Source organism: Escherichia sp. WS2035, from assembly GCF_046487065.1.
Classification (GTDB): domain Bacteria; phylum Pseudomonadota; class Gammaproteobacteria; order Enterobacterales; family Enterobacteriaceae; genus Escherichia; species Escherichia coli.
Window position 1 is genome coordinate 47,224 of record NZ_JBJQKD010000018.1, and the last position, 22,894, is coordinate 70,117.

Sequence of the window (22,894 nt, forward strand, 5' to 3'; positions counted from 1 at the left end):
TAAATCGCCACGAGTAAGCGTTATACTCGCAGCATTTCCTCACTTTTCAGACTTCATAAAGAGTCGCTAAACGCTTGCTTTTACGCCTTCTCCTGCGATGATAGAAAGCAGAAAGCGATGAACTTTACAGGCAATCCATAATGAAAAACGTGTTTAAGGCACTCACTGTATTACTTACTCTCTTCAGCCTGACGGGCTGCGGTCTGAAAGGTCCGCTCTATTTCCCGCCTGCAGATAAAAACGCACCGCCGCCGACCAAACCGGTAGAGACGCAAACGCAATCCACGGTGCCGGACAAAAACGACCGCGCCACTGGCGATGGTCCATCCCAGGTGAATTACTAAAAGTCAGTTTCTGTACCCGCGTGATTGGAGTAAATGATGCAGTTCTCGAAAATGCATGGCCTTGGCAACGATTTTATGGTCGTCGACGCGGTAACGCAGAATGTCTTTTTTTCACCGGAGCTGATTCGTCGCCTGGCGGATCGGCACCTGGGGATAGGGTTTGACCAGCTGCTGGTGGTTGAGCCACCGTATGATCCGGAACTGGATTTTCACTATCGCATTTTCAATGCTGATGGCAGTGAAGTAGCGCAGTGCGGCAACGGTGCGCGCTGCTTTGCCCGTTTTGTGCGCCTGAAAGGGCTGACCAATAAGCGCGATATCCGCGTCAGCACCGCCAACGGACGGATGGTGTTGACCGTCACCGATGATGATCTGGTCCGCGTCAATATGGGCGAACCCAACTTCGAACCTTCTGCCGTGCCATTTCGCGCTAACAAAGCGGAAAAGACCTATATTATGCGCGCCGCCGAGCAGACAATCTTATGCGGCGTGGTGTCGATGGGAAATCCGCACTGCGTGATTCAGGTTGATGATGTTGATACTGCGGCGGTAGAAACGCTTGGTCCTGTTCTGGAAAGCCACGAACGTTTTCCGGAGCGCGCCAATATCGGTTTTATGCAAGTGGTTAAGCGCGAGCATATTCGTTTACGCGTTTATGAGCGTGGGGCAGGAGAAACCCAGGCCTGCGGCAGCGGCGCGTGTGCGGCGGTGGCGGTAGGGATTCAGCAAGGTTTGCTGGCCGAAGAAGTACGCGTGGAACTCCCTGGCGGTCGTCTTGATATCGCCTGGAAAGGTCCGGGTCACCCGTTATATATGACTGGCCCGGCGGTACATGTCTACGACGGATTTATTCATCTATGAAGCAACCAGGGGAAGAACTGCAGGAAACACTCACGGAGCTTGATGACCGGGCGGTTGTCGATTATCTGATTAAAAATCCTGAGTTTTTTATCCGCAATGCGCGCGCAGTAGAAGCGATACGTGTGCCGCATCCGGTACGCGGCACCGTTTCGTTGGTCGAGTGGCACATGGCCCGCGCACGTAATCATATTCATGTTCTGGAAGAGAACATGGCGTTGTTGATGGAACAGGCTATCGCCAACGAAGGCCTGTTTTATCGTCTACTCTACCTGCAGCGCAGTCTCACCGCCGCCAGCAGTCTCGATGATATGCTGATGCGCTTTCACCGCTGGGCGCGCGATCTCGGCCTGGCAGGTGCGAGTCTGCGCCTGTTTCCAGATCGCTGGCGCTTAGGTGCGCCGTCGAACCACACTCATCTGGCATTAAGCCGTCAGTCTTTCGAACCGCTGCGTATTCAGCGTCTGGGGCAGGAACAGCACTATCTGGGACCGCTTAACGGACCGGAGCTGCTGGTGGTGCTACCGGAAGCGAAAGCGGTGGGATCGGTGGCGATGTCGATGCTGGGAAGCGATGCTGATTTGGGGGTTGTGCTGTTTACCAGTCGCGATGCCAGTCACTATCAACAAGGGCAGGGAACGCAGTTACTTCATGAAATTGCGCTGATGTTGCCGGAGCTTCTGGCGCGTTGGATTGAACGCGTATGACCGATTTACACACCGATGTAGAACGCTACCTACGTTATCTGAGCGTGGAGCGCCAGCTTAGCCCGATAACCCTGCTTAACTACCAGCGACAGCTTGAGGCGATCATCCATTTTGCCAGCGAAAACGGCCTGCAAAGCTGGCAGCAATGTGATGTGACGATGGTGCGTAATTTTGCTGTACGCAGTCGCCGTAAAGGGCTGGGAGCTGCAAGTCTGGCGTTACGGCTTTCTGCGCTACGTAGCTTTTTTGACTGGCTGGTCAGCCAGAATGAACTCAAAGCTAACCCGGCGAAAGGTGTTTCGGCACCGAAAGCGCCGCGTCATCTGCCGAAAAACATCGACGTCGATGATATGAATCGGCTGCTGGATATTGATATCAACGATCCCCTCGCCGTGCGCGATCGGGCAATGCTGGAAGTGATGTACGGCGCGGGTCTGCGTCTTTCCGAGCTGGTGGGGCTCGATATCAAACACCTCGACCTGGAGTCTGGCGAAGTGTGGGTGATGGGAAAAGGCAGCAAAGAGCGCCGCCTGCCGATTGGTCGCAACGCCGTGGCGTGGATTGAGCACTGGCTTGATTTGCGCGACCTGTTTGGTAGCGAAGACGACGCGCTTTTTCTGTCGAAACTGGGCAAACGCATCTCCGCGCGTAATGTGCAGAAACGCTTTGCCGAATGGGGCATAAAACAAGGGCTGAATAATCACGTTCACCCGCATAAATTACGTCACTCGTTCGCTACCCATATGCTGGAGTCGAGCGGCGATCTTCGTGGTGTGCAGGAGCTGCTGGGTCATGCCAACCTCTCCACCACGCAAATCTATACTCATCTTGATTTTCAACACCTTGCCTCGGTGTACGATGCGGCGCATCCACGCGCCAAACGGGGGAAATAATGCGTTTTTACCGGCCTTTGGGGCGCATCTCGGCGCTCACCTTTGACCTGGATGATACCCTTTACGATAACCGTCCGGTGATTTTGCGCACCGAGCGAGAGGCGCTTACCTTTGTGCAAAATTATCATCCGGCGCTGCGCAGCTTCCAGAATGAAGATCTGCAACGCCTGCGCCAGGCGGTACGGGAAGCGGAACCTGAGATTTATCACGACGTGACGCGCTGGCGTTTTCGTTCGATTGAACAAGCGATGCTCGACGCCGGGCTGAGTGCCGAAGAAGCCAGTGCAGGCGCACATGCAGCAATGATCAACTTTGCCAAATGGCGCAGCCGGATCGACGTCCCGCAGCAAACCCACGACACCTTAAAACAGCTGGCGAAGAAATGGCCGCTGGTGGCGATCACCAACGGTAACGCCCAGCCGGAACTGTTTGGTTTGGGGGATTATTTTGAGTTTGTGCTGCGCGCTGGCCCGCACGGGCGCTCAAAACCGTTCAGCGATATGTACTTCCTGGCGGCGGAAAAACTCAACGTGCCGATCGGCGAGATCTTACATGTCGGGGACGATCTCACCACTGACGTGGGTGGGGCAATTCGCAGCGGAATGCAGGCCTGTTGGATCAGACCGGAAAATGGCGATCTGATGCAAACCTGGGACAGCCGTTTACTGCCGCATCTGGAAATTTCCCGGTTGGCATCTCTGACCTCGCTGATATAATCAGCAAATCTGTATATATACCCAGCTTTTTGGCGGAGGGCGTTGCGCTTCTCCGCCCAACCTATTTTTACGCGGCGGTGCCAATGGACGTTTCTTACCTGCTCGACAGCCTTAATGACAAACAGCGCGAAGCGGTGGCCGCGCCACGCAGCAACCTTCTGGTGCTGGCGGGCGCGGGCAGTGGTAAGACGCGCGTACTGGTGCATCGTATCGCCTGGTTGATGAGCGTGGAAAACTGCTCGCCGTATTCGATTATGGCGGTGACGTTTACCAACAAAGCGGCGGCGGAGATGCGTCATCGTATCGGGCAACTGATGGGCACTAGCCAGGGCGGTATGTGGGTCGGCACCTTCCACGGGCTGGCGCACCGCCTGCTGCGTGCGCACCATATGGACGCCAACCTGCCGCAGGATTTCCAGATCCTCGACAGTGAAGACCAGCTACGTCTGCTTAAGCGTTTGATCAAGGCGATGAATCTCGACGAGAAGCAGTGGCCGCCGCGTCAGGCAATGTGGTACATCAACAGCCAGAAAGATGAGGGGCTGCGTCCGCATCATATTCAGAGCTACGGTAATCCGGTGGAGCAGACCTGGCAGAAGGTGTATCAGGCGTATCAGGAAGCGTGTGACCGCGCGGGCCTGGTGGACTTCGCCGAGCTGCTGCTACGTGCTCACGAGTTGTGGCTTAACAAGCCGCATATCCTTCAGCACTATCGCGAACGGTTTACCAATATCCTGGTGGACGAATTCCAGGATACCAACAACATTCAGTATGCGTGGATCCGCCTGCTGGCGGGCGATACCGGCAAAGTGATGATCGTTGGCGATGACGATCAGTCAATCTACGGCTGGCGCGGAGCGCAGGTGGAGAATATTCAGCGTTTCCTCAATGATTTCCCCGGTGCTGAAACTATCCGTCTGGAGCAGAACTACCGCTCTACCAGCAATATTCTGAGCGCCGCGAACGCCCTGATTGAAAACAACAACGGGCGTTTGGGTAAAAAACTGTGGACCGATGGCGCGGACGGTGAGCCGATTTCCCTTTATTGCGCTTTTAACGAACTCGACGAAGCGCGTTTTGTGGTTAATCGCATCAAAACCTGGCAGGACAACGGCGGGGCGCTCGCTGAGTGCGCCATTCTCTACCGCAGCAACGCCCAGTCGCGTGTGCTGGAAGAGGCGTTATTGCAGGCGAGTATGCCGTATCGTATTTACGGCGGGATGCGCTTCTTCGAACGCCAGGAAATCAAAGATGCGCTCTCGTATCTGCGCCTGATTGCCAACCGCAACGACGACGCGGCCTTTGAGCGTGTGGTGAATACGCCAACGCGGGGTATTGGTGACCGGACGCTGGACGTGGTACGTCAGACATCGCGAGATCGCCAGTTAACACTCTGGCAGGCATGTCGTGAACTGTTGCAGGAAAAAGCCCTCGCCGGACGTGCTGCCAGCGCCTTACAGCGGTTTATGGAGCTGATCGACGCCTTAGCGCAGGAAACTGCCGATATGCCGCTGCATGTACAGACTGACCGGGTAATTAAAGACTCCGGCCTGCGCACCATGTACGAGCAGGAGAAGGGCGAAAAAGGTCAGACGCGTATCGAAAACTTAGAGGAACTGGTGACGGCAACGCGCCAGTTCAGCTACAACGAAGAAGACGAAGATTTAATGCCGCTGCAGGCATTCCTCTCCCATGCGGCGCTGGAAGCGGGCGAGGGGCAGGCGGATACCTGGCAGGACGCGGTGCAGTTGATGACGCTACACTCGGCGAAAGGTCTGGAATTCCCGCAGGTGTTTATCGTTGGTATGGAAGAGGGCATGTTCCCAAGCCAGATGTCGCTAGATGAAGGCGGGCGTCTGGAAGAAGAACGCCGTCTGGCCTACGTTGGCGTAACCCGCGCGATGCAGAAACTGACGCTGACCTACGCGGAAACCCGCCGTCTATATGGCAAAGAGGTTTACCATCGCCCGTCGCGCTTTATCGGTGAGTTGCCGGAAGAGTGTGTGGAAGAGGTGCGCCTGCGCGCCACGGTAAGCCGCCCGGTCAGCCATCAGCGTATGGGGACGCCGATGGTCGAGAACGACAGCGGCTACAAGCTCGGCCAGCGCGTACGCCACGCTAAGTTTGGTGAAGGCACCATCGTCAATATGGAAGGCAGCGGCGAGCATAGCCGTTTGCAGGTGGCATTCCAGGGCCAGGGTATTAAATGGCTGGTGGCGGCTTACGCCCGACTGGAGACGGTGTAATTTACGATTCCGTTGCCGGATGCGGTGCGCTACACCGCATCCGGCATCAGCACCTTACTTAGCGCACTTCTTCACATCAATATTCCAGTCAGCACCAGACGCAACCTGATGTTTCTGCGCGAAATTATCCATATTCAGCGCCACGGAAACATTCAATAAGCTGTTCAGATACACCATCGGCTGGCCTTCCGGCACATCGCCGAAGCTTGCGACATACGGCATTTTCCCTGCGTATTTTTGCTGGGAACCTTCGGAAATGGTCACACACAACGTGTCGTTGAGTTTGATTCCTGCCTGATTCAGCAACTCGTCGCTGATATTGCTCCAGACGTTGCCGTACTGAATATCGAGAATCGGGATATTGCCCTTCACTTCACCTTTTGTTGCTTTGGCTTTCTGATAAGAAAGTTCGACAACTTTTGCAGGAAGCTCTGGCCCCACCTGCTCGAACGTGATCGCCCCGGAAGCCAGACGCGCACCGGTGTAGGCATATACATCACGACCATGGAAGGTATATGACTTTTCGGAACCTTTCAGACGGTTGGTTTTTTCATCGATTTGCCGGACGCTCTCAATACCCAGCGATTCCGCCACCAACGTGAGCGTACCGTTATCTGGTGAAACGAAGTACTGACCGTTTTTGGTTTTCAGCACTACCGATTTACGGTCTGTACCAACACCTGGATCGACCACGCTAACAAACACCGAACCTTGCGGCCAGTAACTGGCAGTCTGATACAGGCGATAAGCGCCTTCCCAGATGTTATACGGTGGAATTTCGTGTGTTAAATCAAAGATTTTAAGATTATGGTCAACACCGAATGCGACCCCTTTCATCGCCGAGACGGCACCATCTTTCAGGCTAAAATCCGTTTGTAAAATCAAAGCGTTATCCGCATAAGCGGATGATGACCCCAGACAGGTTAATAAAAATAATGTTGCGAGCGTTTTTTTCATTTTTGTTTCCCTTCATTTATCTGATGATTTTCCAGCTGTGTAGCCAGCCCCAGTTTGTCTGGCCTCCTCGAGTGTACAATGTTTAACCTTTCTGCTCGACGGAAATCATGGTGACAAAAGGATAGCGTTGCCACGGGATTGCCTCGCCTTTCATATACATATGTGAAATTGTGCCATCAAGATAAAGCAGCTGCTCAACGTTCAGTTTCGCTTTGGCATAACAGGCAAAATCATAAAAATTTGTCGCCTGCTGGCTCAGCAAAAACACGGCGTTCCCATGTTTATTAATCCCAACACCGTTACGAATTTTACGTGAGGCGACGTTGGGATGAATACGCGGATTAATTACACCGTTTTCCATCAACAATGGCCCTGACTGCACCGCAAACTGAATCTCTTTACTGGTTTTAAAGGCATCCAGACGAACGATGCCGACTTTATCTCCCGCGACATAAAACACGCCGCCAGGGCGAATAAAGAAATTCCCTTCACCTGAAGCGAGATTTAACGCCACCTTCTGCTGACCGTTTTCGATGTACAAACCGAGCGGCGCATAGCTTTCATCATAGATGCCGCCGTTCATCGCCATCTGCACCTGACCCTGACTATTAATATCCGCCAGCAGCGCATGTAACGTTCCCCACGCTTCGCCATTGGCTTTTTGCCAGTACATTTTCACCCGCTCTGTTTGAGGATTAACGGTATACGCCTGTACGGTCAGCGTCGGATCTGAGGGTGCGCAATCATCAGCGGCAACAGCAAACAAGGGAAGTAAGGTGAGGGTGAGAAAAATCCGTTTGAGATTCAAGGTGATCATTCCTTTACCAATGAATAGCCGATGCGCCATTATAGGCCCTGAATGTGGGATTTTTTTATCCTGTTAGCGACCTTGACGAGTACCAAAAAGCGCGAAGTTCAACTATTGTTCTGTGGTGTTCTGTTGCGTGTTGACGGCAAAATTTTGCTGGCGTAACATGCGCGCACGATCACTCTAAGAGGACATTCGCCTTGGACACACCCAGTAGATACTGGCTCACTATCCTGTCATCCAGGATCAACTCCTAAGGCTATCCCTTTTTGCTGATAGCCTTAGCGGTTGTCAGCGACCTCAATTTTTCCCGTCGCGCTGAGTCAGGCTGTTTAATGGTCTGAAACCCAATTTGTTTCTGTGTGCCCACCGAACTGTCCGATATTTTAAGCATTGGGAGTCCCGGTCATGCTGAGCGCATTTCAACTGGAAAATAACCGACTGACCCGGCTGGAAGTCGAAGAGTCACAACCCCTTGTAAATGCAGTATGGATTGATCTTGTCGAACCGGACGACGACGAGCGACTGCGCGTACAATCTGAACTTGGCCAGAGCCTGGCAACCCGCCCGGAACTGGAAGACATCGAAGCATCGGCACGTTTCTTTGAAGACGATGACGGCCTGCATATTCACTCCTTCTTCTTCTTTGAAGATGCGGAAGATCACGCCGGTAACTCCACTGTGGCATTTACCATCCGTGATGGTCGTCTGTTTACTCTGCGTGAGCGTGAACTGCCCGCTTTTCGTCTGTATCGTATGCGTGCCCGTAGCCAGTCAATGGTGGACGGTAACGCCTACGAGCTGCTGCTGGATCTGTTCGAAACCAAAATCGAACAGTTGGCAGATGAAATTGAAAATATCTACAGCGACCTGGAGCAGTTGAGCCGGGTAATTATGGAAGGGCATCAGGGCGATGAGTACGACGAGGCGCTCTCCACGCTGGCGGAACTGGAAGATATCGGCTGGAAAGTTCGCCTGTGTCTGATGGATACCCAGCGCGCGCTCAACTTCCTGGTACGTAAAGCACGCTTACCGGGTGGGCAACTGGAGCAGGCGCGTGAAATCCTGCGAGATATCGAATCCCTGCTGCCGCATAACGAATCCCTGTTCCAGAAGGTGAACTTCCTGATGCAGGCGGCGATGGGCTTTATCAATATCGAGCAGAACCGCATCATCAAAATCTTCTCGGTGGTATCCGTGGTGTTCCTGCCACCGACGCTGGTCGCTTCCAGCTACGGGATGAACTTTGAGTTTATGCCGGAACTGAAGTGGAGCTTCGGCTACCCAGGCGCGATTATCTTTATGATCCTCGCGGGCCTGGCACCGTATCTGTACTTTAAGCGGAAGAACTGGCTGTAAAAAACGAGAACGGTGGCTTAGCCTGGCTAAGCCACCGATTATTTAAAGGCTCCAGGTATGAATACCTTTTACTTCTTTTTCATAGAACCATCTGTTGGTATTGTATGAAACATAAGCGGCGATAATGAATCCAAATACATTATAGCCAATCATGTAACCAAAAATTAAAGAAAATATCGCCAGGAATAGAACAACAATAGCCTTCTTCCATAAACCCAATACAAATAAATAGACCCACGAGAAGAAAAAAGCAATAACATTTGTTCTAATTATTATCTTTTGCCTTGTGTTTAATCCTTTTAATGCTTGTTTATATTCTGGGCTTGCACCCCAAAATCCAGGGAAGCCATGTTCATCATAAAACGAAAAGCGGTACTTCCACTTTTCAGTTAATGAGCCATCTGCCATATAATCCTTACTCATAAAATCTCCATTAATTATTTACGGGGGGAATCAGTGGGGGCAAGAACTAACATGCCAAAGGTGGAAAAATAACAAATCAAAAAAATCATCGAACCATTGCCAGAACAGTCAAAATGCTCAGCAACCATGATGATGAAAGAAATGATATAGACTACTAATGTACTAAAAATATAAGTTTTTATATAAGTAAAACCACTATCCCGGAGTCGTTGGCAATTCATGTTGATAACGAGATAATGTAAAAGAATGGTAGATGTTATAACAAAGAAACCAGCCCCGGCATTGGAAAAAAAAGAAATAAGTAAGATACAAATTAGATTTGTAAAAATAAATGAAAATATATAGCGGCGTCTGGAAATTCTGCCTTTAGATGTTGGAATAAATATACGCAACATTAATTTTACATCCTTGTGTAAGAATTTCGTTAGCATGGCAATATTCCCGCTCTTATGCAAGAGCAGGCATATTTTTTCAGAATATATTTATTTTTTATTTGGAAATTCTACGCTGCGTATAAATCGCATCCATCACAAAAATTGCCAGCGCCACCCAAATAAAGGCGAAAGTCACCATCTTATCGGCACCCGGTTTTTCACCATAAAACGTCACAGCCAGCAGGAACATCAGCGTCGGACCAATGTACTGGAAAAAGCCTAACGTTGAGAGACGCAGGCGTGTCGCAGCTGCAGTAAAACACAACAGTGGCACGGTGGTGACAATACCGGCGGCGATCAGCAGTAAATTCAGCGACATCGGGTTTTGCCCCATATGACTGGTTGAGCTGTCGGCAATAGCAAACAGGTAAATCGCCGCCACGGGCAGCAACCACATAGTTTCGATTAACATGCCGGTTTGCGCTTCAACAGCAATCTTCTTGCGCACCAGGCCGTAGAAAGCAAAACTAAACGCCAGCCCCAGCGCGATGATCGGCAGTGAACCAAAAGTCCACAACTGAACCAACACGCCACAAATCGCCAGAATCACCGCCAGCCATTGCATCCGGCGGAATCGCTCGCCGAGGAAAATCATCCCCAGCACAATGTTCACCAGTGGGTTAATAAAGTAACCAAGGCTCGCTTCCAGCATATGGTGATTGTTCACCGCCCAGATAAACAGTAGCCAGTTGCCACCAATCAGCACGGCAGAGACTGCCAGCATAAAAATTTTCTGTGGCGTCTGAATCAGCGTTTTTAAATAGGACCACTGGCGGCAAATGCTCATCAGCACCACCATAAAGAAAAACGACCAGATCACGCGATGCGTCAGGATCTCATCGGCGGGCACGTAGTAAATCAGTTTGAAGTACGCTGGCGCAATACCCCAAATAAAATAAGCGGCAAGAGCGAGTAATACGCCCTGCCGCGTTTGTTTTGCATCCATCGGGAATACTCATTTTTAATTGGTAACAGCAGTTTACCTGCTTTTATGTCTTCAACCTACCATATAGGTGGCGGTGGCACTGGCAATATAAAGCTGTTCTTCATTGTGTAATTCAACGCGGGCGACGGCGACTTTATTGCCTGCACGCAACAGGCTACTGGTAGCAGTAAAACGCTCTCCTCTGCCTGGGCGCAGATAATCGACGCGAAGATCAATGGTCCCCATCCGCGATAGCCGCTGGCGTAGTTCATCTTCACTGATGGTTTCGTGGCGGGTTAAGGTACTTCCCACGCACACCAGACCTGCGGCGACATCCAGCGCCGACGCAATGACCCCGCCGTGTAAAATGCTTTGCGCCCAGTTGCCCACCATCATCGGCTGATTTTTAAAGGCCAGCTGTGCGAACTCTTTTTCGTAACGCTCCAGTTCCATCCCCAATGCGCGGTTAAATGGCATGTGATAAACAAACATCTCACCCACTAATTTGAGGGCTTGTTCAGCGGTCAGTACGGCAGACATAACATCCTTACACTTCATTAGTTAATGAAATGTTGATTTTATGCTTATTTATTGTTGGTTTCTACTTTAGGAAGGGATAACTAACGGCTATGGAGTTAAGTATGTAAAATAGCCCGCAGAAAAATATTCACCTTATCAATAATTCGTTACGGAGAACACGAGCGATGCGGACTCTGCAGGGCTGGTTGTTGCCGGTGTTTATGTTGCCTATGGCAGTATATGCACAAGAGGCAACGGTGAAAGAGGTGCATGACGCGCCAGCGGTGCGTGGCAGTATTATCGCCAATATGCTGCAGGAGCATGACAATCCGTTCACCCTTTATCCTTATGACACCAACTACATCATCTACACCCAAACCAGCGATCTGAATAAAGAAGCGATTGCCAGTTACGACTGGGCGGAAAACGCGCGTAAGGATGAAGTAAAGTTCCAGTTGAGCCTGGCGTTTCCGCTGTGGCGTGGGATTTTGGGGCCAAACTCTGTACTGGGCGCCTCCTACACACAGAAATCCTGGTGGCAGCTTTCTAATAGCGATGAGTCATCACCGTTTCGTGAAACTAACTACGAACCGCAATTGTTCCTCGGTTTTGCCACGGATTACAACTTTGCTGGCTGGACGCTGCGCGATGTGGAAATGGGCTACAACCACGACTCAAACGGGCGTTCAGACCCGACTTCCCGCAGCTGGAACCGCCTTTATACCCGCCTGATGGCAGAAAACGGTAACTGGTTGGTAGAGGTGAAGCCGTGGTATGTGGTGGGGAATACGGACGATAACCCGGACATCACCAAATATATGGGTTACTACCAGCTTAAAATCGGCTATCACCTCGGTGATGCGGTACTGAGCGCGAAAGGGCAGTACAACTGGAACACCGGTTACGGCGGCGCGGAGTTAGGCTTAAGCTACCCGATCACCAAACATGTGCGCCTTTATACTCAGGTTTACAGCGGTTACGGCGAATCGCTCATCGACTATAACTTCAACCAGACCCGCGTTGGTGTGGGAGTTATGCTAAACGACCTGTTTTGATGAATGGTTGGCAAATCTGGAATCCAGCATCCAGGATTACCCTCTCAGAGACTAAAAGCATTGCAGTTTCTCGCGCAGGCGCTGAAAATAGCGCCTGTTTTTATTTCAGGCAATCGGGGTGAATGTGGCGCAGGCGGAAGTGTTGAATCTGGAGTCCGGAGCTAAACAGGTTTTACAAGAAACCTTTGGCTACCAACAGTTTCGCCCCGGCCAGGAAGAGATTATCGACACCGTACTTTCCGGTCGCGATTGCCTGGTCGTCATGCCCACTGGTGGCGGAAAATCCCTTTGCTATCAAATCCCTGCCTTATTGCTAAACGGCCTTACCGTGGTTGTCTCACCGCTGATTTCGTTGATGAAAGATCAGGTAGATCAACTGCAAGCCAACGGCGTGGCGGCGGCGTGCCTTAACTCGACGCAAACCCGCGAGCAGCAACTTGAAGTGATGACAGGCTGTCGCACCGGGCAAATCAGCCTGCTTTATATCGCGCCGGAACGCCTGATGCTGGATAACTTTCTTGAGCATCTGGCGCACTGGAATCCGGTGTTATTAGCCGTTGATGAGGCGCACTGTATCTCCCAATGGGGTCACGATTTCCGCCCGGAATACGCTGCCCTCGGTCAGCTGCGTCAGCGTTTTCCGACGCTGCCGTTTATGGCGCTGACTGCCACAGCCGATGACACCACGCGCCAGGATATCGTGCGCCTGCTGGGGCTGAACGATCCGCTGATTCAAATCAGCAGTTTTGACCGTCCGAATATTCGCTACATGCTGATGGAGAAATTCAAACCGCTCGATCAGTTGATGCGTTATGTACAGGAACAACGCGGTAAGTCGGGGATTATTTACTGTAATAGTCGTGCGAAAGTAGAAGACACCGCTGCGCGCCTGCAAAGCAAGGGAATTAGCGCGGCGGCCTATCATGCCGGGCTGGAAAATAATGTTCGCGCTGATGTGCAGGAAAAATTCCAGCGCGATGACCTGCAAATTGTGGTGGCGACGGTGGCGTTCGGCATGGGCATCAACAAGCCTAACGTTCGCTTCGTGGTGCATTTTGATATTCCGCGCAATATCGAATCCTATTATCAGGAAACTGGACGCGCCGGGCGTGATGGCCTGCCCGCGGAAGCGATGCTGTTTTACGATCCGGCTGATATGGCGTGGCTGCGCCGTTGTCTGGAAGAGAAGCCGCAGGGGCAGTTGCAGGATATCGAACGTCATAAACTCAATGCGATGGGCGCGTTTGCTGAAGCGCAAACTTGCCGTCGTTTGGTATTGCTGAACTATTTTGGCGAAGGGCGTCAGGAGCCGTGCGGGAACTGCGATATCTGCCTCGATCCGCCAAAACAGTACGATGGTTCAACCGATGCGCAGATTGCCCTTTCCACCATTGGTCGTGTGAATCAGCGGTTTGGGATGGGTTATGTGGTGGAAGTGATTCGCGGTGCTAATAATCAGCGTATCCGCGACTATGGTCATGACAAACTGAAAGTCTATGGCATGGGCCGTGATAAAAGCCATGAACATTGGGTGAGCGTGATCCGCCAGCTGATTCACCTCGGCCTGGTGACGCAAAATATTGCCCAGCATTCTGCCCTACAACTGACAGAGGCTGCGCGTCCGGTGCTGCGCGGCGAATCCTCTTTGCAACTTGCCGTGCCGCGTATCGTGGCGCTCAAACCGAAAGCGATGCAGAAATCGTTCGGCGGCAACTATGATCGCAAACTGTTCGCCAAATTACGCAAACTGCGTAAATCGATTGCCGATGAAAGCAATGTCCCGCCGTACGTGGTGTTTAACGACGCTACCTTGATTGAGATGGCTGAACAGATGCCGATCACCGCCAGCGAAATGCTCAGCGTTAACGGCGTTGGTATGCGCAAGCTGGAACGCTTTGGCAAACCGTTTATGGCGCTGATTCGTGCGCATGTCGATGGTGACGACGAAGAGTAGTCAGCAGCATAAAAAAGTGCCAGGATGAAGACTCCGTAAACGTTTCCCCCCGCGAGTCTAATGTATGTTGATGTTATTCCTCACCGTCGCCATGGTGCACATTGTGGCGCTTATGAGCCCCGGTCCCGATTTCTTTTTTGTATCTCAGACCGCTGTTAGTCGTTCCCGTAAAGAAGCGATGATGGGCGTGCTGGGCATTACCTGCGGCGTAATGGTTTGGGCTGGGATTGCGTTGCTTGGCCTACATTTGATTATCGAAAAAATGGCCTGGCTGCATACGCTGATTATGGTGGGCGGTGGCCTGTATCTCTGCTGGATGGGTTACCAGATGCTACGTGGTGCACTGAAAAAAGAGGTTGTTTCTGCCCCTGCGCCACAAGTCGAACTGGCGAAAAGCGGGCGCAGTTTTCTTAAGGGCTTACTGACCAATCTCGCGAATCCTAAAGCGATTATCTACTTTGGTTCGGTGTTCTCGCTGTTTGTCGGTGATAATGTCGGCACCACCGAACGCTGGGGCATTTTCGCGTTGATTATTGTCGAAACACTGGCGTGGTTTACCGTCGTTGCCAGCCTGTTTGCTCTGCCGCAAATGCGCTGTGGTTATCAACGTCTGGCGAAGTGGATTGATGGTTTTGCCGGGGCGTTATTTGCCGGATTTGGCATTCATTTGATTATTTCGCGTTAAGCGCTTCCCCCCTGATACGCTATCAGGGGGAATAACATCAGGATTGCAATTGATAAAGGTCTTCCTGAGAAAGCCCGGTCATTTCCATAATCAACTGCAAATCAAAGCCACGCTGTAGCATGGCTTTTGCGACATTGAGAAGGGCATCGCGCCGAAGTTCTTCCGCTAAAGTCATCAGTTCCTCTCCTTGTTGAGGCACTCGTTGTGCCAGACCATGTACTAATGTTCGTACATCCTGTGCTTCACCTACCAGCGCCATGTAGTTTATCAACATGCGTATTTGCTGTCCGCTCATCTGCCCCAGAATCATTAAGCGGGATAACTTATCTAACAGCGTTGTCATATCCCGTTGACGGATATGCTTCTGTACCAGCGTAAAGGCGGCCATGCTGCGGTGTTGCATGATTTCGTCATCAGGAATTAGCGTAATATCAACCAGCGGAAAAGCATGAAAATAGAGATCGCGTGCAATGTCCGGATCCGGAAAACCATCGAGCCAGTTTGTTGACCATGGATATGGGCTACGCTTTCCCTGGTAAAAAAGAATGGGGATCACCAGAGGCAGATAATCATGTCCCGCTTCAAGATGCCGCTGCATGGTGGCAATAGCATAGCGAAGCATACGGAACGCCATATTTTCATCAGGTGAACTTTGATGCTCAATCAACACATAGATATATCCGCACCCTTTCGTCGTCTCTACTGAATAAAGTACGTCGTTGTAATACTGGCGTAGGTTTTCCTCTACAAAACTGCTGGACTCGAGATGGAGCGTATCAAGATTGCAGAGTTTAACTAAAGAAGGCGGCAGATGAATTTCAATAAAGTCACGGGCCGTTTCTGGTCGGGATAAAAAAGCCTTAAAGATTGCGTCATGTGGTGTCGTTGCTTCCGTCATTTTTCATCATCCGTGGGTGAAATATGGCGGCATTCTGGCACTAACAAAGAGAAGTAAATAGTAAATAAATTAACAGATTACGCTTATTACGAGATGCCTCGAGCGCGGATGTAACAATCTCTCGAGGCACATTAATTTACGTGAGCTTTATTCCAGTTTTAAGCATGCCTCGCCGATGCTAACAGCGCTCCCACCAGCATAAATAACGAGCCGAAAATCTTATTCAGCGCCTTCATCTGCTTTGGTCCTTTAATCCATAGAGCAATCCGTTGAGCAAGGGTGGCGTAACCGATCATCACAATAATATCGACCACAATAGTGGTGACGCCGAGCACGATATACTGCATCAGCTGCGGCTGTTGCGGCATGATGAATTGCGGAAATAGCGCCGCCAGAAACACAATACTTTTGGGATTGGTGAGATTGACAAAAACTGCGCGCTGGAACAAATGTCGACGCGATTGAGTAGAGGCCAGCGATTTAAGATCAATTGCGCCAGCGGCGCGCCACTGCTGGATCCCAAGCCAAATCAAGTAAGCTGCGCCTGCCCACTTCAACACTTCAAACGCAATCACTGAGCGGGAAAATAGCGTCCCCAACCCCACGCCAACCAGCACAATATGAATCGCCAGTCCGGTCTGAAGCCCAGCAATAGACGCCACCGCGCCGCGATAACCGTGGTTGAGCGAGGTGGTCATGGTGTTGATTGCGCCAGAGCCTGGCGACAGGCTTAAAATGATCGATGTCAGCAGGTAGGCAAACCACCATTCTAAGGTCATGATGAACTCCCGGTGTGTCTATTTTTGTGCCACAATACGCTACTGTCGCAGCGTTGTGTCAGGCACGCTTAAAAAAACGATTTTACGTGGTTTAAGAGGCAGATTACCCGATGTTTCAGCAGCAAAAAGACTGGGAAACAAGAGAAAACGCGTTTGCTGCTTTTACCATGGGACCGCTGACTGATTTCTGGCGTCAGCGTGATGAAGCAGAGTTTACTGGTGTGGATGACATTCCGGTTCGCTTTGTCCGTTTTCGCGCACAGCACCATGACCGGGTGGTAGTTATCTGCCCGGGGCGTATTGAGAGCTACGTAAAATATGCGGAACTGGCCTACGACCTGTTCCATTCGGGGTTTGATGTTTTAATCATCGACCATCGCGGGCAGGGACGTTCCGGTCGCCTGTTAGCCGATCCACATCTCGGGCATGTTAATCGCTTTAATGATTATGTTGATGATCTGGCGGCATTCTGGCAACAGGAGGTTCAGCCCGGTCCGTGGCGTAAACGCTATATACTGGCACATTCGATGGGCGGTGCGATCTCCACATTATTTCTGCAACGCCATCCAGGTGTATGTGACGCCATTGCGCTAACTGCGCCAATGTTTGGGATCGTGATTCGTATGCCGTCATTTATGGCACGGCAGATCCTCAATTGGGCCGAAGCGCATCCACGTTTCCGTGATGGCTATGCAATAGGCACCGGGCGCTGGCGCGCGTTGCCGTTTGCTATCAACGTACTGACCCACAGCAGACAGCGATATCGACGTAACTTACGTTTCTATGCTGATGACCCAACGATTCGCGTCGGTGGGCCGACCTACCATTGGGTACGCGAAAGTATTCTGGCTGGCGAACAGGTGTTAGCCGGTGCGGGTGATGACGCCACGCCAACGCTTCTCTTACAAGCTGAAGAGGAACGCGTGGTGGATAACCGCATGCACGACCGTTTTTGTGAACTACGCACCGCTGCGGGCCATCCTGTCGAAGGAGGACGGCCGTTGGTAATTAAAGGTGCGTACCATGAGATCCTTTTTGAAAAGGACGCAATGCGCTCAGTCGCGCTCCACGCTATCGTTGATTTTTTCAACAGGCATAACTCACCCAGCGGAAACCGCTCTACAGAGGTTTAAATTTCTTATGTACCAGGTTGTTGCGTCTGATTTAGATGGCACGTTACTTTCTCCCGACCATACGTTATCCCCTTACGCCAAAGAAACTCTGAAGCTGCTCACCGCGCGCGGCATCAACTTTGTGTTTGCGACCGGTCGTCACCACGTTGATGTGGGGCAAATTCGCGATAATCTGGAGATTAAGTCTTACATGATTACCTCCAATGGCGCGCGCGTTCACGATCTGGATGGCAACCTGATTTTTGCTCATAACCTGGATCGCGACATTGCCAGCGATCTGTTTGGCGTAGTCAACGACAATCCGGACATCATTACTAACGTTTATCGCGACGACGAATGGTTTATGAATCGCCATCGCCCGGAAGAGATGCGCTTTTTCAAAGAAGCGGTGTTCAATTATGCGCTGTATGAGCCGGGATTGCTGGAGCCGGAAGGCGTCAGCAAAGTGTTCTTCACCTGCGATTCCCATGAAAAACTTCTGCCACTGGAGCAAGCGATTAACGCTCGCTGGGGCGATCGCGTCAATGTCAGTTTCTCTACCTTAACCTGCCTGGAAGTCATGGCTGGCGGCGTTTCAAAAGGCCATGCCCTGGAAGCGGTAGCGAAGAAACTGGGTTACAGCCTGCAAGATTGTATTGCCTTTGGCGATGGAATGAACGATGCCGAAATGCTGTCGATGGCGGGGAAAGGCTGCATTATGGGCAGCGCGCATCAACGGCTGAAAGATCTGCATCCAGAGCTGGAAGTGATTGGTACTAACGCCGAAGACGCAGTGCCGCATTATCTGCGTAAGCTCTATTTATCGTAATCGTTCTTTATTTGGTCAGTTGTCAACCTGATACTTCGCTACAATGGATACTCGTTAATCAAAGAGTTTTCCATTGTGGCGCTACTTATCATCACCACGATTCTGTGGGCCTTCTCCTTTAGCTTTTATGGCGAGTACCTTGCGGGGCACGTCGATAGCTATTTTGCGGTGCTGGTGCGCGTTGGTCTGGCGGCACTTGTTTTTCTGCCGTTTCTGCGTACCCGTGGCAATAGCCTGAAAACGGTCGGCCTGTATATGCTGGTGGGCGCGATGCAGCTCGGTGTGATGTATATGCTGAGTTTCCGCGCCTATCTCTACCTGACGGTTTCTGAACTGCTGTTGTTCACCGTACTGACGCCGCTCTACATCACGCTGATTTATGACATCATGAGTAAGCGCCGTCTGCGCTGGGGCTATGCTTTTAGCGCCTTGTTGGCGGTGATTGGTGCCGGGATTATTCGCTATGATCAGGTCACCGACCATTTCTGGACTGGCTTGTTGCTGGTGCAACTCTCCAATATCACTTTTGCCATCGGCATGGTGGGTTACAAACGTCTGATGGAAACTCGCCCGATGCCGCAGCATAACGCCTTTGCGTGGTTCTATCTTGGCGCGTTCCTGGTGGCAGTGATTGCATGGTTCTTGCTGGGAAATGCGCAGAAAATGCCGCAAACCACGTTGCAATGGGGCATTCTGGTGTTTCTTGGCGTGGTGGCTTCCGGGATTGGCTACTTTATGTGGAACTACGGCGCGACGCAGGTGGACGCCGGAACGCTGGGCATTATGAATAATATGCACGTTCCGGCAGGGCTGCTGGTAAACCTGGCTATCTGGCACCAACAGCCGCACTGGCCAACGTTTATTACAGGCGCGCTGGTGATCCTGGCCTCACTGTGGGTGCATCGTAAGTGGGTCGCTCCGCGCTCTTCACAAACGGCAGATGATCGCAGGCGTGATTGCGCGCTGAACGAATAAACGCTTCTGTAATCGGCTGACGCTGCTCGCCATCGCGCACGGCGGCGTACAGTCGGCTCCACAAGCCTTCGCCCAGGGTTTTGGTGACCACCAGACCCTGGCGTTCAAAACTCTCCACCACCCAATGAGGTAGTGCGGCAATACCCATCCGTGCGGCAACCATCTGAATCAACAATAAGGTGTTATCGACGCTTTTCAGTGACGGGCTGACGCCTGCTGGCTGAAGAAAATGCCGCCAGACATCCAGTCGGCTACGCTGCACCGGATAAATCAACAGCGTTTCGCTGGCGAGATCTTCCGGTGTAATACGCGTTTTTGCCGCCAGTGGATGGTCAGGTGCTAACACCAGACGTACTTCATAGTCGAACATCGGCGAATAATGCAGGCCACTGCGCGGCAGAATATCGGACGTCATCACCAGATCCAGCTCGCCCTGTTGCAACGCAGGCTGCGGATCAAACGTTACGCCCGATTTAAAATCCATCTCCACCTGCGGCCAGTTCTTATGGAAATTTTCTAATGCGGGCGTCAGCCACTGAATACAGCTATGGCACTCTATGGCAATGCGCAGGCGCGTCTGCTGCGGTTCATTGCAGGCTTGCAGTGCCTGGCTAATTTGCGGCAGCACCTGATTTGCCAGTTGCAACAGGATTTCTCCCTGCGGTGTAAAGCGAAGCGGCTGGCTTTTACGCACAAATAGCCGGAAGCCAAGGCGTTGTTCCAGATCGCTAAACTGGTGAGACAGGGCGGATTGCGTTTGATGCAACGTCGCCGCAGCGGCTGCGAGTGAGCCGCAGTTCCGCAACGCTTGTAGCGTTTTCAGGTGTTTTACTTCGATCATGAAAGTCCTTCACTTCGGCATGAATAATTTGCGCTTGAGGAATATACAGTAACCGCCAATTATGGATGTGTAAACATCTGGACGGCTAAATACTAAAAATTCCATAAGGGGCATATAATGACAATTCTTAATCACACCCTCGGTTTCCCTCGCGTTGGCCTGCGTCGCGAGCTGAAAAAAGCGCAAGAGAGTTATTGGGCGGGGAACTCCACGCGTGAAGAACTGCTGGCGGTAGGGCGTGAATTGCGTGCTCGTCACTGGGATCAACAAAAGCAAGCGGGTATCGACCTGCTGCCGGTGGGCGATTTTGCCTGGTACGATCATGTACTGACAACCAGTCTGCTGCTGGGTAATGTTCCGCAACGTCATCAGAACAACGATGGTTCGGTAGATATCGATACCCTGTTCCGTATTGGTCGTGGACGTGCACCGACTGGCGAACCTGCGGCGGCAGCGGAAATGACCAAATGGTTTAACACCAACTATCACTACATGGTGCCGGAGTTCGTTAAAGGCCAACAGTTCAAACTGACCTGGACGCAGCTGCTGGAGGAAGTGGACGAGGCGCTGGCGCTGGGCCACAAGGTGAAACCTGTGCTGCTGGGGCCGGTTACCTACCTGTGGCTGGGTAAAGTGAAAGGTGAACAGTTTGATCGCCTGAGCCTGCTGAACGACATTCTGCCGGTTTATCAGCAAGTGCTGGCAGAACTAGCGAAACGCGGCATTGAGTGGGTACAGATCGACGAACCCGCGCTAGTGCTGGAACTGCCGCAGGCGTGGCTGGATGCATACAAACCCGCTTACGACGCGCTCCAGGGCCAGGTGAAACTGCTGCTGACCACCTATTTTGAAGGCGTAACGCCAAACCTCGACACGATTACTGCGCTGCCTGTTCAGGGTCTGCATGTCGATCTTGTACATGGTAAAGATGACGTTGCTGAACTGCACAAGCGCCTGCCTTCTGACTGGCTGCTGTCTGCGGGTCTTATCAATGGTCGTAACGTCTGGCGCGCCGATCTTACCGAGAAATATGCGCAAATTAAGGACATTGTCGGCAAACGTGATTTGTGGGTGGCATCTTCCTGCTCACTGCTGCACAGCCCCATCGACCTGAGCGTGGAAACGCGTCTTGATGCAGAAGTGAAAAGCTGGTTTGCCTTCGCCCTGCAAAAATGTCATGAACTGGCATTGCTGCGCGATGCGCTGAACAGTGGTGATACGGCAGCTCTGGCAGAGTGGAGCGCTCCGATTCAGGCGCGTCGTCACTCTACTCGTGTACATAATCCGGCAGTAGAAAAGCGTCTGGCGGCGATCACCGCCCAGGACAGTCAGCGTGCGAATGTCTATGAAGTGCGTGCTGAAGCCCAGCGTGCGCGTTTTAAACTGCCCGCGTGGCCGACCACCACGATTGGTTCCTTCCCGCAAACCACGGAGATTCGTACCCTGCGTCTGGATTTTAAAAAGGGTAATATCGACGCCAATAACTACCGCACGGGCATTGCGGAACATATCAAGCAGGCCATTGTTGAGCAGGAACGTTTGGGACTGGATGTGCTGGTACATGGCGAGGCCGAGCGTAATGACATGGTGGAATACTTTGGCGAGCATCTGGATGGCTTTGTCTTTACGCAAAACGGTTGGGTACAGAGCTACGGTTCCCGCTGCGTGAAGCCACCGATTGTTATTGGTGACGTTAGCCGCCCGGCACCGATTACCGTGGAGTGGGCAAAATATGCGCAATCCCTGACTGATAAACCGGTGAAAGGGATGTTGACTGGCCCGGTGACTATTCTCTGCTGGTCGTTCCCGCGTGAAGATGTCAGCCGTGAAACCATCGCCAAACAGATTGCGCTGGCACTGCGTGATGAAGTGGCCGATCTGGAAGCCGCTGGAATTGGCATCATTCAGATTGACGAACCGGCATTGCGCGAAGGTTTACCACTGCGTCGCAGCGACTGGGATGCCTATCTCCAGTGGGGCGTGGAGGCTTTCCGTATCAACGCCGCCGTGGCGAAAGATGACACACAAATCCACACTCACATGTGTTACTGCGAGTTCAACGACATTATGGATTCGATTGCGGCGTTGGACGCAGACGTCATCACCATCGAAACCTCGCGTTCCGACATGGAGTTGCTGGAGTCGTTTGAAGAGTTTGATTATCCAAATGAAATCGGTCCTGGCGTCTATGACATTCACTCGCCAAACGTACCGAGCGTGGAATGGATTGAAGCCTTGCTGAAGAAAGCGGCAAAACGCATTCCGGCAGAGCGTCTGTGGGTCAACCCGGACTGTGGCCTGAAAACGCGCGGCTGGCCAGAAACCCGCGCGGCACTGGCGAACATGGTGCAGGCGGCGCAGAATTTGCGTCGGGGGTAAAATCCAAACCGGGTGGTAATACCACCCGGTCTTTTCTCATTACAGCGACGTCTTCCCAGCATACTGCGTAAACCATTCCAGATATCAGTTCATACCCTGTTTAAGAAAATCTTCTTTATTCCCTTCTCATGAAATAAATTTCGTCATTTCCGCCATTTTTTCTATCTGCCTCTCCATCACATATTAAAAATTACTTGA

At 51.8% G+C, this 22,894-nt stretch carries 24 protein-coding genes; 15 read left to right on the forward strand and 9 right to left on the reverse strand.

The window, feature by feature from the left end; genetic code table 11:
• Positions 1-140 precede the first annotated feature (140 nt).
• From lptM to uvrD, 6 genes are all read left to right on the forward strand, one after another.
• Positions 141-344 (forward strand): LPS translocon maturation chaperone LptM, encoded by a 204-nt coding sequence (gene lptM / locus ACJHX4_RS22775; protein WP_000799889.1) that lies wholly within the window; start codon positions 141-143, stop codon positions 342-344.
• A gap of 36 nt (positions 345-380) precedes the next feature.
• Positions 381-1,205 (forward strand): diaminopimelate epimerase, encoded by an 825-nt coding sequence (dapF, locus tag ACJHX4_RS22780; protein WP_001160648.1) that lies wholly within the window; start codon positions 381-383, stop codon positions 1,203-1,205.
• Positions 1,202-1,909, forward strand: a complete 708-nt coding sequence (locus tag ACJHX4_RS22785; protein WP_000812795.1) for a DUF484 domain-containing protein — start codon at positions 1,202-1,204, stop codon at positions 1,907-1,909. The genes dapF and ACJHX4_RS22785 overlap by 4 nt, the downstream gene beginning before the upstream one ends.
• A complete protein-coding gene (xerC, locus tag ACJHX4_RS22790) occupies positions 1,906-2,802 on the forward strand; it encodes a tyrosine recombinase XerC (RefSeq protein ID WP_000130676.1) in 897 nt (298 codons plus the stop codon). The genes ACJHX4_RS22785 and xerC overlap by 4 nt, the downstream gene beginning before the upstream one ends.
• A complete protein-coding gene (yigB, locus tag ACJHX4_RS22795; protein ID WP_001213584.1) occupies positions 2,802-3,518 on the forward strand; it encodes a 5-amino-6-(5-phospho-D-ribitylamino)uracil phosphatase YigB in 717 nt (238 codons plus the stop codon). The genes xerC and yigB overlap by 1 nt, the downstream gene beginning before the upstream one ends.
• An 83-nt stretch (positions 3,519-3,601) precedes the next feature.
• A complete protein-coding gene (gene uvrD / locus ACJHX4_RS22800) occupies positions 3,602-5,764 on the forward strand; it encodes a DNA helicase II (protein WP_000383407.1) in 2,163 nt (720 codons plus the stop codon).
• Between the two features lie 54 nt (positions 5,765-5,818).
• Here uvrD and ACJHX4_RS22805 read toward each other — a convergent pair whose 3' ends face one another.
• Positions 5,819-6,721 (reverse strand): S-adenosyl-l-methionine hydroxide adenosyltransferase family protein, encoded by a 903-nt coding sequence (locus ACJHX4_RS22805; protein WP_000751617.1) that lies wholly within the window; start codon positions 6,719-6,721, stop codon positions 5,819-5,821.
• 82 nt (positions 6,722-6,803) lie between these two features.
• Positions 6,804-7,568 carry a phosphodiester glycosidase family protein gene (locus ACJHX4_RS22810; protein WP_000951146.1) on the reverse strand — a complete coding sequence of 255 codons (765 nt, stop codon included), beginning with the start codon at positions 7,566-7,568 and terminating at the stop codon, positions 6,804-6,806.
• A 161-nt stretch (positions 7,569-7,729) separates the two neighbouring features.
• On the opposite strand from ACJHX4_RS22810, the gene ysgD reads away from it, so the two are divergent.
• Positions 7,730-7,786 (forward strand): protein YsgD, encoded by a 57-nt coding sequence (gene ysgD / locus ACJHX4_RS22815; protein WP_211180520.1) that lies wholly within the window; start codon positions 7,730-7,732, stop codon positions 7,784-7,786.
• A 151-nt stretch (positions 7,787-7,937) separates the two neighbouring features.
• Positions 7,938-8,888, forward strand: coding sequence for a magnesium/cobalt transporter CorA (corA, locus tag ACJHX4_RS22820; RefSeq protein ID WP_000947159.1), 951 nt, complete (start codon positions 7,938-7,940; stop codon positions 8,886-8,888).
• Between the two features lie 42 nt (positions 8,889-8,930).
• Here the strand turns inward: corA and ACJHX4_RS22825 are convergent, their stop codons facing one another.
• The 4 genes from ACJHX4_RS22825 to yigI form a co-directional block, all read right to left on the reverse strand.
• Entirely contained in the window at positions 8,931-9,311 is a 381-nt protein-coding gene (locus ACJHX4_RS22825) for a DUF2628 domain-containing protein (protein WP_000031247.1), read from the reverse strand.
• A gap of 14 nt (positions 9,312-9,325) precedes the next feature.
• Positions 9,326-9,706 (reverse strand): hypothetical protein, encoded by a 381-nt coding sequence (locus tag ACJHX4_RS22830; protein WP_001532065.1) that lies wholly within the window; start codon positions 9,704-9,706, stop codon positions 9,326-9,328.
• 94 nt (positions 9,707-9,800) lie between these two features.
• Complete coding sequence (gene rarD, locus ACJHX4_RS22835) at positions 9,801-10,691, reverse strand: EamA family transporter RarD (protein ID WP_000339102.1); 891 nt, start codon at positions 10,689-10,691, stop codon at positions 9,801-9,803.
• Between the two features lie 51 nt (positions 10,692-10,742).
• Complete coding sequence (gene yigI / locus ACJHX4_RS22840) at positions 10,743-11,210, reverse strand: acyl-CoA thioesterase YigI (RefSeq protein WP_001277142.1); 468 nt, start codon at positions 11,208-11,210, stop codon at positions 10,743-10,745.
• 164 nt (positions 11,211-11,374) lie between these two features.
• Here yigI and pldA point away from each other — a divergent pair, with 164 nt between their 5' ends.
• The 3 genes from pldA (at position 11,375) to rhtC (ending at position 14,883) form a co-directional block, all read left to right on the forward strand.
• Positions 11,375-12,244, forward strand: a complete 870-nt coding sequence (gene pldA / locus ACJHX4_RS22845; RefSeq protein WP_001259692.1) for a phospholipase A — start codon at positions 11,375-11,377, stop codon at positions 12,242-12,244.
• Between the two features lie 124 nt (positions 12,245-12,368).
• On the forward strand, positions 12,369-14,198 hold the full coding sequence (gene recQ / locus ACJHX4_RS22850) for an ATP-dependent DNA helicase RecQ (protein ID WP_001442069.1): 1,830 nt from the start codon (positions 12,369-12,371) through the stop codon (positions 14,196-14,198).
• 64 nt (positions 14,199-14,262) lie between these two features.
• Positions 14,263-14,883: a threonine export protein RhtC gene (gene rhtC / locus ACJHX4_RS22855; RefSeq protein WP_000928838.1), complete on the forward strand. Its 621-nt coding sequence runs from the start codon at positions 14,263-14,265 to the stop codon at positions 14,881-14,883.
• A 37-nt stretch (positions 14,884-14,920) separates the two neighbouring features.
• On the opposite strand, the gene ACJHX4_RS22860 is transcribed toward rhtC, so the two are convergent.
• Both ACJHX4_RS22860 and rhtB read right to left on the reverse strand, forming a co-directional pair.
• Positions 14,921-15,781 (reverse strand): Rpn family recombination-promoting nuclease/putative transposase, encoded by an 861-nt coding sequence (locus ACJHX4_RS22860; RefSeq protein ID WP_000133649.1) that lies wholly within the window; start codon positions 15,779-15,781, stop codon positions 14,921-14,923.
• A gap of 158 nt (positions 15,782-15,939) precedes the next feature.
• The gene (gene rhtB / locus ACJHX4_RS22865) at positions 15,940-16,560 is read right to left on the reverse strand and encodes a homoserine/homoserine lactone efflux protein (RefSeq protein WP_000171710.1); all 621 of its coding nucleotides are present in this window, start codon (positions 16,558-16,560) and stop codon (positions 15,940-15,942) included.
• A gap of 110 nt (positions 16,561-16,670) precedes the next feature.
• Between rhtB and pldB the strand changes: the two genes are divergently transcribed.
• From pldB to bioP, 3 genes are all read left to right on the forward strand, one after another.
• Complete coding sequence (pldB, locus tag ACJHX4_RS22870; protein WP_000487669.1) at positions 16,671-17,693, forward strand: lysophospholipase L2; 1,023 nt, start codon at positions 16,671-16,673, stop codon at positions 17,691-17,693.
• A 7-nt stretch (positions 17,694-17,700) separates the two neighbouring features.
• A complete protein-coding gene (yigL, locus tag ACJHX4_RS22875) occupies positions 17,701-18,501 on the forward strand; it encodes a sugar/pyridoxal phosphate phosphatase YigL (RefSeq protein WP_000285360.1) in 801 nt (266 codons plus the stop codon).
• A 75-nt stretch (positions 18,502-18,576) separates the two neighbouring features.
• A complete protein-coding gene (gene bioP, locus ACJHX4_RS22880; RefSeq protein ID WP_001196237.1) occupies positions 18,577-19,476 on the forward strand; it encodes a biotin transporter in 900 nt (299 codons plus the stop codon).
• Here the strand turns inward: bioP and metR are convergent.
• Positions 19,364-20,317, reverse strand: a complete 954-nt coding sequence (gene metR, locus ACJHX4_RS22885) for an HTH-type transcriptional regulator MetR (protein WP_000573618.1) — start codon at positions 20,315-20,317, stop codon at positions 19,364-19,366. The genes bioP and metR overlap by 113 nt on opposite strands.
• A 117-nt stretch (positions 20,318-20,434) precedes the next feature.
• Between metR and metE the strand changes: the two genes are divergently transcribed.
• Positions 20,435-22,696 carry a 5-methyltetrahydropteroyltriglutamate--homocysteine S-methyltransferase gene (gene metE, locus ACJHX4_RS22890; protein WP_000153956.1) on the forward strand — a complete coding sequence of 754 codons (2,262 nt, stop codon included), beginning with the start codon at positions 20,435-20,437 and terminating at the stop codon, positions 22,694-22,696.
• Positions 22,697-22,894 lie beyond the last annotated feature (198 nt).